Origin of the sequence: Trueperella sp., assembly GCF_043424875.1 — a bacterium.
GTDB lineage: Bacteria > Actinomycetota > Actinomycetes > Actinomycetales > Actinomycetaceae > Trueperella.
The window spans coordinates 1-7,411 of sequence record NZ_JBHWPL010000030.1 but is presented as its reverse complement, the minus strand read 5'-3'; the positions used below and the strand labels follow the sequence as shown (position 1 = coordinate 7,411).

Genomic DNA, 7,411 nt, shown 5'->3' with positions numbered 1-7,411 from the left:
GGAAGCGATCCGCTCATCCGGTGGCTCGTCCTACTCGAACAGCAACGAGCTCAGCCGCCTCTACCGCGACGTGCTCGCCGGCCTGTTCCAGCCCTCCGACCAGGAATCGTTACACAGCGCATGGGCGGGTGTTGTTCTCGGCAACTAGGCCTTGATCGCCGAAGCGACGGCCTCAAGCGCGCGAACGGCGTCGTCGATCCGGCACGCCGCGCCCGTGCGATCGTCGCTGCGGTGAAGGACTACGACGATCCGGCGGTCATCGCTGAGCACTCGGAGGATCTCGGCGAGGCGATGGTGGGCATCAACGAGTCCGAGATCGAGGTGCTCATGTCCGAGCGCGGTCTGTAGGGCCTCGCCGCCACGTGTTGCCCCATAGTAGAGTCACGCCTGACACGGGGCACCAGATCGCTTCGCCAGAATATCTGCATGTGCTCGCGAATCTTTCCCCGCACATGCTCGTACGGTCGATCCGTCCGCCCAACTAGCAGGCCGCTCAAATTCGCTCGAGTTCTCCTACGCAGTAGACTTGGGCCATGCGTGGAGAATACAAAGTTTCAGGCGGCAAGCTCGTGGCCGTCGACGTCGATGTAGAAGATGACAAGCTAGCCAACGTTTCGATCTCGGGTGATTTCTTCCTTGAGCCGGATACGGTAATTGACGACCTCAACGCGGCGCTCACCGGTATGCCCGCGGACGCGTCGGTGGCCGACATGGCCAAAGCAATCGAGATTGCGGCGGGCGACGCCGAACTAATCGGCTTTACCCCGGAGGTCGTGGGAATTGCGGTGCGCCGTGCGCTGGGCAAGGCGGTCGCATGGCATGACCTGACGTTCGACGTCATCCACCACGAGCCCATGAATCCTGCGATGCACGTGGCACTCGACCAGGTCCTGCCGGAGTCGGTTGCCAAGGGGGAGCGAGAGGCCGCGCTCATCATCTGGGAGTGGGATGATCCGCTCGTCGTCATCGGCTCGTTCCAGTCCTACAAGAACGAAATCGATCAGGAGGCGCTCGAGCGTCACGGCATGCGCGTGGTCCGGCGCGTCACCGGCGGTGGAGCCATGTTCATGGAGGCCGGAAACTGCATCACGTACTCACTCATCGTGCCCACCGCCCTCGTTGAGGGTTTGAGCTTCGAGCAGTCCTACGCGTATCTGGATGAGTGGGTGATCGCCGCGCTCAAGAAGGTCGGCGTCAACGCCACCTACGTGCCGCTCAACGACATCGCATCGGACAAGGGCAAGATCGGCGGCGCTGCACAAAAGCGATTCGCGGATGGCTCGATGGTCCACCACGTGACGATGAGCTACGACATCGATGCGGACAAGATGCTCGACGTCCTGCGCATCGGGCGCGAGAAGCTCTCGGACAAGGGCACGAAATCGGCGAAGAAGCGCGTGGATCCCATGCGATCGCAAACAGGCATGGCTCGCGAAGACATCATCGCCTCGTTCCTCGACACGTTCAACGACCGCTACAACACCCGCGAATCCGACTTCACCGCCGACGAGATGCGCAGGGCCGAAGAGCTGGTCGAATCGAAGTTCACCGCCGATGAGTGGACCTACAAGGTTCCGTAATGGCGCGCGCCTTGCTCGTGGTTGACTCTGACGCCACGTCAGGAATCAGAGTATTCCTATGAGCAAGAACGAACGACGCACAGTGGGCGAGGTGGCCGACCTCCTTGGTATTTCAGTCCGCACTCTCCACCATTGGGAATCCCGCGGGCTTGTATCGCCCGAGGAGCGCAGCTGGTCGAATTATCGGCTCTATTCGAACGACGACGTCGCCCGGCTCCAGCGAGCGCTCGTGTACCGGGCGACTGGCATGGCGCTTGACGACATCGCGCGGCTGCTCGATTCGAACGACGACGCGTCATCCCATCTGCGCCGTCAACGTGGCTTGCTCATGGCAAAACAGAAGGAGCTTCGCCACATGGTCGAAGCGATCGACACACTTTTGGAGGAACACGTGGCAGATAAGAAACCGTCCGTTGAGGACGTCGCGAAGATCTTGGGGGACGCGGATTTCCCCGCCTACCAGGCCGAAGCTGAACAGCGGTACGGGCAGACGGAAGACTGGGCGATCTCTGCCAAGAACACCGCGGGCATGACGGCCAACGATTGGGAGAGCGTCAGCGAACGTACGGCTGCCATGGAAGCCAAGCTCGTTGAAGCGATGGATGCCGGCGTCGAGCCGGGAAGCGCCGAGGCAAACGAGCTCGCGGAACTCCACCGCGAGGTGCTGTCAATCTATTTCCCGGTCTCGCATTCGAAGCACGTTCTCATCGCCGCCGGATACGCGGCTGACGCGCGATTCCGTCAGTACTACGAGGACCGCGGCGAGGGCCTGACCGACTGGCTCATCGCCGTAATTGGCGCCAACGCGAGAGCGCATGGTGTCGATCCCGACGACGCGTCGTGGGAGTAGTTCGCTAGGCGGCGAGCTTGGGCGCCGGCATCTCCTGTAGTGCCTCTTTCAGGCGCTTCGCCTGTGACTTGAGCGTGACGAACGTCAGACCACCCGAGACGACGCCGCCGATAATCGGAACGACCTTCGTCACCTGACGAGCCACATTCCGCCTAGCTACCTGCGAGCCAACTTTCTTGAATACCTCGCGGGCGGTTCGCGCCTGTGAGACGCGGGCGCGGATTCCCGTCTGCGAGCTTCGCTCCGACGCCGGCATCGCCAGCGTCTGGACGAAGCCGTTCAGGGAAGATTGTGCGCCCTTGACGTCGAGCATGACCCCGAGGAACTGCGCGATCTGCTGGATGACGTCCTCGTCGTCGTACTTCTCAGTCGAGGGCCAGCCGTATAGATAGGACAGTTTCTGCATAATGCGATAGGCGTGCACGTAAAACTGGGTGATATCGGCTGGCACGGACGCGAGAATCGCGAAGCCGCCAGGGATACCGGTGCCGAAGGAGATGGCCGAGGCGCGCTTGGTTTCGGAGTCGATGACGTCGTTTGCGATCTCGTCCAAGACAGACGCCGGCACGCCCGCCTCCTCCGGGGAACTCGCAAGTGCGGCCTCAACCTCCGTGCTGTAATCACGCCCTCGGAGCTCGCTTCGCAAGAACGACTCCCGGCTCACGTGAGCTCCTTTAATTCGAGTAACGCCGCGAAGGAACGACTTCGCGATCGTGGTGACCGAACCTTCCTTGGTGTCCTCGTCAGCCATCGGCACTCCCTTTCTGTGTGCTCGCAATTCTGTGCGCTCACAATTCTCTGTTCGACGATAGTACGAGGTAGGGAGCTTCCGGCGCGCGTCAACCACCTCTCAGATGAACTGTGCGAACGCTTGCAGAGCGCTTAGGAATCGAAGGAGAGCACGAGCACGCGGTAGGCGCCGCGGTCAATGCCGGAATACGTAAATCCGAGGTGTCGATAGAGCCGGGCAGCTCGTTCGTTGACCGAATGGACGGCGAGCGAGAGGCCGGGGGCGCCGATGTCGCGCGCGAGCTGCGCAGCGCTTTCCATCAAAACGGTGCCGATGCCCTCGCCCTTGAATCGGCCCTCCACCGCGATCGCGAGTTCGGGTATATCCGCCGATGCGTACCCGTAGCCGTGCGTGTCGTCGTCGCCCCAGATCAACCACAGTCCGCCGGCGGGAACGTTGCCGCGCCAGGCGATCAAGCCGCCGTCCTTGGCAACCCAGCGATTGACGTAGAAGTCGAAATCGGCGTCAAAACTCGCCTCGAGTTCCCCGTGCTCGTCGCCGTAAGTGTCCGTTAAGAAGTTGAGGCGGGCGATGTATGTGCGGTCAGCCTCGGTGGTTGGGCGAAGGGTGAGCTCGTCGTTGTGCTGCGCAGTCACTCGCCACGCTCCATCACGACGACGTCGCCGTTGCGCGTTCGTTCGGAAAAGCCGTGATCTGACCAAAACGCGGAGTCATGCGCGGGCACTTCGGCGTAGGCGCCAAAGTCGCCGAGCGCGTAGTCGAGCAGCGCCGCGCGGGTCTTGGCAGATTCGCCGGCAACCAGTTCGTTGACGCGCACGAGCTGAGGGAAGCCGGGGCCAACCGCCTCCACGTGGATGAATCCAACCACCTCGTCACTGGCCGCAACCCACGTGTTCGTGGCGCCCGGATTGGCAAGGAGCTCTTGCCAGCCGAGCTCGTCAGAGGGGGAGTGCGGCGCTGCGGCGCTCGCGGCGCACTGCACGGACACGAGCGCGGCGGCGTCCAGTATGTTAGCTGGTCGAATGCGGATGGTCATGGATACAAGTTACCACCGAGGTCAGTTCTCGTTTATGGTGGGTGCTATGAACGAAACGATCCGCACCCAGCTGGCCCACCGAACGATTCGCGAATTCACAGGAGAGCCCATTCCTGAAGAGACGATGCAGACGCTCTTTGATGTGGCCGTCCGCACCTCAACCTCGCGCGGTTTCCAGCAATCGGTGTTTATTCGAGTGAAGGATCAGGCCAAGCGAGACGAGCTTGCACGCATCGCCAACCAGCCTTACATCGCTCGTGCGCCGGAGCTGTTGGTGGGCGTGCTCGACGTTCGCCGAGGGATCCGGATCCTCGAAGAGCTCGACCAGCCCACGCAGGGCGCGGCCAACATGGTGGTCTTCCGCGAGGCGTTCACCGACACGGTGCTGATGATCCAGAACGTCTCGGTGGCCGCCGAAACGCTCGGGCTCGGCGTCTCGCACCTTGGCTCGGTACTCAACGACTACGCAGCCGCGATCGAGGTGCTCGAACTGCCGAAGTACACGTTCCCCGTGCTCGGCATGATTCTCGGTTACCCGAACCAGGAGCCCCAGCTCAAGCCGCGAATGGATAAGTCGCTGCGCGTACACACCGACGTTTACCAGGAGCCGGAGTCGTGGACGGAGACGCTCAAGGATTACGACGACGAGATGCACACCTACTACGATCTGCGCGATGCGAACCGCCGCGTTGATCAGTTCACCACGCAGATCGCCCGCAAGTTCATCGAGGACTTCAACGAGCGCAGCCCGATTCCGCACATCAAGGCGCAGGGCTTCGATCTCGAGAGTTAAACGGCGCATGAACGGCTTTGCCTCGCGCTGAAATTCGCGTTGTCGATCTGTAGTCTGTAACCGAGCGCACACCCTAACGCTCAACAGACACGGAGGATAACGTTGAAAAAATCAATCCTGTCTTTTCTGACCGCGGGCTTTCTGGTTCTAACTCCCACTGCCGCTTTGGCAACTACGGAACCGGCGCCCGTCCAGTGTGAAGACACCAGTACGCTGACCATTCTTGCGACGACGGACCTTCACGGCACCGTCCTCAACTACGACTACTTCACCGGTGAAACGTTCACCGACGACCGCGAGGACCAGCGCAATCGCACGCGCGGCCTCGAGCTTCTCGCTCCCGCGATCGAACAAATCCGTGCCGAAAAGGGCGCCGAATCGGTGGCGTTGTTTGACAACGGAGACGCCAACCAGGGCAACCCGCTTGAGACGGTTTACCACGCGAATCGCACCGCCGATTCCGTCGACCCCATGGCGTCTGCTCTGAATTACTTGAATTACGACGCCGGCGTGGTCGGCAACCACGAGTTCAACTACGGAATCACCGCCACGGACTCACTCCAAGGTGATCTCCAGCAGTATGTGAGCAACCTCGACATGCCGCTTCTGGGCGCGAATGTCATCGAGAGCGCCACGGGCGAGCCCTTCCTGCCGCCCTACACGATGATCAACAAGACAGTCGACGGCACCGAGGTCACGATCGGCGTGGTCGGCGTCGTTACCCCGGGAATCCGCATCTGGGACGCCGCCAAGGTGACCGATCTCGAGTTCCAGGACCAGGTAGAGGCAGTGCGCAAGTGGGTGCCGGTGGTCGAAGAGCAGGGCGCGGACGTCGTCGTCGTTCTTGCTCACACGGGCATGGATGCGCCGGACTACACCTGGAACCCAGAGGACTTGAACGAAAATGTTCTGACGTCGATCGCCACCCTGACGGAAGGTGTGGATGTCATTATCGGCGGGCATTCGCACGCCACGGACAACTACGACACCGTGCTGACCAACGCGGCCGGCGAGCAGGTGCTGATCTCGCAGCCGGGCTACCACGCGCGGTTCTTGAGCGAGGTCGAGGTGCCGCTCGTGTTCACCGAGGCCGGACCGGAGGTCGTCAACACCGAAGACTGCCGTCCGACGGGCACGCCGCACTACGCCTCGGACTATCTGGGGCAAGAGGATGCGGGGCTGCGCGCTGCGATCGAGCCGTGGCACACGGACACCGTTGAGTGGACGGAGACCGTGGTGGCGTACGCGACCGAGGACATGCCTGCGGCGACGGCGCCGTGGGAGGACACCCCGATCGTGGACTTCATCAGCCTCGTAGAAACGCAGGCCGTGGAAAAGGGACTGGCAGAAAGCGAGTACGCGGACATCCCCGTGCTTGCGCAGGCCTCGCCGTTCTCGCGTACGGCGATCTTCCCGGAGGGCGAGGTGACGATCGCTGACATGGCTGGCCTGTACACCTACGACAACACGCTGAAGGGCGTGCTGCTGACCGGCGACCAGGTCAAGGACTACCTCGAGTGGTCGGCTCGCTACTACAAGCAGCAAGACGAGGGCGCGGAGATTGACGATTGGGCGACGACGACGAACGAGGTCTACAGCGGCCGCGCGATCCCGGACTACGCCTACGACGTGCTTTCGGGCGTCCACTACCACATCAACATTTCCAAGCCGGTGGGCGAGCGCATCGAGAACCTCTCGCACCCGGACGGCACCCCGGTTGCCGACGACGACCAGTTCATCTTGGCGATCAACGACTACCGTCAGGGCGGTGGCCAGGCATTCCCGCACGTGGCGGACGCGCCGATCGTCTATGACGAGCTGCAGTCGATTCGCGACCTCATGATCGAGTGGGCTCAGGCCAATGAGATTATCGATCCCAATGAGATCTTCACGCTCAACTGGACGGTAGGGACGTCAACCGCTCCGGCACCGGGAATCTCCGACGAGGAGGAACCGGGCGAGCCGACCGATCCGGGTGAGCCGACGGATCCTAGTGAGCCGACTGATCCCGGTGAGCCGACCGATCCAACTGAACCGACCGATCCCGAACAGTGCACCGTGATGGATCGCCCGGCGCGTTTGGCTGGTGCGTCTGATCGTTTTGGTGAGGCTACTGGTGATCGGTTTGCCGATGTGTGGGCTGTGAACGGTGCTGGGGAGTTGCGTTTCTATAAGGGGTATTCTGCTGGTATTGCTCATGCTGGGGTTGTTGAGTGTGGGTTTGTTGGTACCTCGTTGACCAAGGTCACTGATGTTAATGGTGATGGTCGTGCGGACTTTGTTGTTCGTCATGGTGATGGTGGAATGTTCTTCTACTACTCCACTGGTGATGGGTTCTTGCAGCAGGGTAAGCGTATTGGTCATGGGTGGAATGGGATGGACAATATTGTCTATGCCGGCC

At 61.6% G+C, this 7,411-nt stretch carries 8 protein-coding genes and 1 pseudogene; 6 read left to right on the top strand and 3 right to left on the bottom strand.

The genetic code is table 11. The features are described 5' to 3' along the window. From ACHFFR_RS02805 to ACHFFR_RS02790, 4 genes and pseudogenes are all read left to right on the top strand, one after another. Positions 1-148 (top strand): annotated as a pseudogene (locus ACHFFR_RS02805) (acyl-CoA dehydrogenase); the annotation flags it as partial. Next, positions 121-348, top strand: coding sequence for a hypothetical protein (locus tag ACHFFR_RS02800; protein ID WP_394262755.1), 228 nt, complete (start codon positions 121-123; stop codon positions 346-348). The pseudogene ACHFFR_RS02805 and the gene ACHFFR_RS02800, both read left to right, overlap by 28 nt. Before the next feature lie 185 nt (positions 349-533). Continuing rightward, on the top strand, positions 534-1,580 hold the full coding sequence (locus ACHFFR_RS02795; protein ID WP_394262754.1) for a biotin/lipoate A/B protein ligase family protein: 1,047 nt from the start codon (positions 534-536) through the stop codon (positions 1,578-1,580). A 58-nt stretch (positions 1,581-1,638) separates the two neighbouring features. Beyond that, a complete protein-coding gene (locus ACHFFR_RS02790; protein ID WP_394262753.1) occupies positions 1,639-2,430 on the top strand; it encodes a MerR family transcriptional regulator in 792 nt (263 codons plus the stop codon). 4 nt (positions 2,431-2,434) lie between these two features. Here ACHFFR_RS02790 and ACHFFR_RS02785 read toward each other — a convergent pair whose 3' ends face one another. The 3 genes from ACHFFR_RS02785 to ACHFFR_RS02775 form a co-directional block, all read right to left on the bottom strand. Then, positions 2,435-3,181, bottom strand: coding sequence for a hypothetical protein (locus tag ACHFFR_RS02785; protein ID WP_394262752.1), 747 nt, complete (start codon positions 3,179-3,181; stop codon positions 2,435-2,437). Positions 3,182-3,312: 131 nt separating this feature from the next. Beyond that, positions 3,313-3,816 (bottom strand): GNAT family N-acetyltransferase, encoded by a 504-nt coding sequence (locus ACHFFR_RS02780; protein ID WP_394262751.1) that lies wholly within the window; start codon positions 3,814-3,816, stop codon positions 3,313-3,315. Then, positions 3,813-4,217, bottom strand: a complete 405-nt coding sequence (locus tag ACHFFR_RS02775) for a hypothetical protein (RefSeq protein WP_394262750.1) — start codon at positions 4,215-4,217, stop codon at positions 3,813-3,815. Before ACHFFR_RS02775 ends, ACHFFR_RS02780 begins: the two co-directional genes overlap by 4 nt. A 46-nt stretch (positions 4,218-4,263) precedes the next feature. Here ACHFFR_RS02775 and ACHFFR_RS02770 point away from each other — a divergent pair, with 46 nt between their 5' ends. Then, on the top strand, positions 4,264-5,010 hold the full coding sequence (locus ACHFFR_RS02770; protein WP_394262749.1) for a nitroreductase family protein: 747 nt from the start codon (positions 4,264-4,266) through the stop codon (positions 5,008-5,010). A 165-nt stretch (positions 5,011-5,175) separates the two neighbouring features. Next, positions 5,176-7,411, top strand: a 2,236-nt coding sequence (locus tag ACHFFR_RS02765) for a bifunctional metallophosphatase/5'-nucleotidase (protein ID WP_394262748.1), incomplete at its 3' end; no start/stop codon positions are given.